This is a genomic window from Streptomyces sp. NPDC001156, from assembly GCF_053598275.1.
Genome location: NZ_JBSFJX010000516.1, coordinates 1 through 1,587, shown reverse-complemented (window position 1 = coordinate 1,587; position 1,587 = coordinate 1). Strand labels below are relative to the sequence as shown.

The following is a 1,587-nucleotide window of genomic DNA, read 5'->3' as shown; positions in this document are numbered from 1 at the left end:
TGCCATCGTCACCGCCTCCTTTCACCGGCCGACCCGCTGGTGGCGCGACGCGCGCCGCCCTTCGCGGCGGGGGCCTTCCTCGCGGGAGCCTTCTTCGTGGGGGCCTTCCTGGCGGATGTCGCGGTGTTCTTGGCTGCGGCCTTTGTGCCCGCGGACTGCGTGGCGGGCCTCTTCTTGGCCGGAGCCTTCTTCGCCGCCTCGCGCGGCGGGGCCTCCTCGTCTTCGGAAGGCTCCCCACTGCCCCGGGCCTCCGCCGACTCGGCGCCCCCCTTTTCCTCCTCCTCTTCCGCTTCCTCTTCTTCGTGGAGGCCGGACAGGTCGGAGGTCTCCGGTACAACGCCGGAGAGCTGCTCACGCACCTGGTCGGTGCGGCCGTGCAGCCGCTCGGCGAGGCCCTCGATCTGCCGCTCGACCACCGCGCCGGAGGCGGCCTTGCCCACTCCGCGCAGGTCCTGGCGCAGCTGGTCGCCGATCTCCTTGAACTGCGGGTTGTTCCGCAGCTGCTGGTTGACCAGTTCCGCGAGCGCCTTCGGGCTCAGCTGCATCCGCTTTCCGGCGACCAGCGAGCCCAGTGCGAGGGCGAGCTTCGTCTTCTTGGTACGTCCGAGGACGTACCCGGCCCCTACGGCGAGGCCCAGTGCCACTCGGTTCATCATGTCGTCCCGTCGGCCGTTTCCGTTGTATGGCCCATACCGATCTGCAGTCGGTCGAGGAGTGCGTCCTCCTCACGGTCGAACTCCTCCTCGGCGATCTCGCCTTCTTCAAGCCGACGCTCGAGGAGGGCGAGTTCGGCCCGGACGGTCGCCGGGTCGTAGTACAGTCGCTCGGCCTCGGCCATCACCTGTCTGATCACCCAGAGGCTGCCGCGCGACGGTGCGAACGGCAGCAGCAGGGCCTCTGTGAGCAGTCCCATGGGTCACTCCTTGCCGTGGTGCCGAAGAACCCAGAAGTTCCCTGCTGACGGAAAGTTGATCTCCGCAGGGAGTCGATGACCGTCCCCGGCAGACAGTTGATCTTTCTCGCCCAGATCCGCCCTCGCAGGCCCCTGGGTGACACGCTTTTGACTGGTCACCAGTAGTGGCGTCGTCCCGCAACGGCGTGTCCCATCGCGCCGAGGAGCCACAAGATTACTCCGATGACTGCCAGGATGATCCCGATGGCCCACAGAATGGCTATGCCGGTGACGAGGCCGACGACCAGCAGTATGACTCCCAGGATGATCATGGTGCCTCCTCTGGGAAGTAGTAACTATTTCAGTGTGAGCTGCGAAAGCCCTGGAAGAGCCATGTCCAGCTCCACTTGGTTTCCTCAGGCCTATTCCGCACGGCGGGGTTTGTGGCGAGCGACGCGTAGGCGGGCCTCGGTGGGCATGGGGGGCGAGCCGGTGGACTGGCGGGCGGTCCGCAGCGGGCCTTCGCAGAGGGTTTTGAGGGCAGCGTCAGGTGTCCCCTGAGGGGTGAGGGTGAGGGTGATGTGGGCGCGAGGGTGGGCGAGTCGGCCTGTGATGCGGACATTCGCCTGCTGGACGCCGGGTAGAGCGCCGGCTTCGGTGGCGATCGCGTCGCTGAGCGCGCGGGCGCGCAGTTC

At 67.3% G+C, this 1,587-nt stretch carries 3 protein-coding genes and 1 pseudogene; all 4 read right to left on the bottom strand.

Going from position 1 to position 1,587, the window contains the following annotated elements; translation table 11 throughout:
- Positions 1–8 precede the first annotated feature (8 nt).
- On the bottom strand, positions 9–653 hold the full coding sequence (locus tag ACWDA7_RS52750; RefSeq protein ID WP_450615329.1) for a DNA primase: 645 nt from the start codon (positions 651–653) through the stop codon (positions 9–11).
- Positions 653–913, bottom strand: a complete 261-nt coding sequence (locus ACWDA7_RS52745; RefSeq protein WP_450615327.1) for a gas vesicle protein GvpG — start codon at positions 911–913, stop codon at positions 653–655. The genes ACWDA7_RS52750 and ACWDA7_RS52745 overlap by 1 nt, the downstream gene beginning before the upstream one ends.
- 155 nt (positions 914–1,068) lie before the next feature.
- Entirely contained in the window at positions 1,069–1,224 is a 156-nt protein-coding gene (locus ACWDA7_RS52740; RefSeq protein ID WP_450615325.1) for a DUF6131 family protein, read from the bottom strand.
- A gap of 90 nt (positions 1,225–1,314) precedes the next feature.
- A pseudogene (locus tag ACWDA7_RS52735) lies at positions 1,315–1,587 on the bottom strand (alkaline shock response membrane anchor protein AmaP); the annotation flags it as partial.

What these genes read in the sequence shown, in the direction of transcription:
- ACWDA7_RS52750 (WP_450615329.1), bottom strand. Translation starts at nt 653, where the DNA reads ATGAACCGAGTGGCACTGGGCCTCGCCGTAGGGGCCGGGTACGTCCTC.
- ACWDA7_RS52745 (WP_450615327.1), bottom strand. Translation starts at nt 913, where the DNA reads ATGGGACTGCTCACAGAGGCCCTGCTGCTGCCGTTCGCACCGTCGCGC.
- ACWDA7_RS52740 (WP_450615325.1), bottom strand. Translation starts at nt 1,224, where the DNA reads ATGATCATCCTGGGAGTCATACTGCTGGTCGTCGGCCTCGTCACCGGC.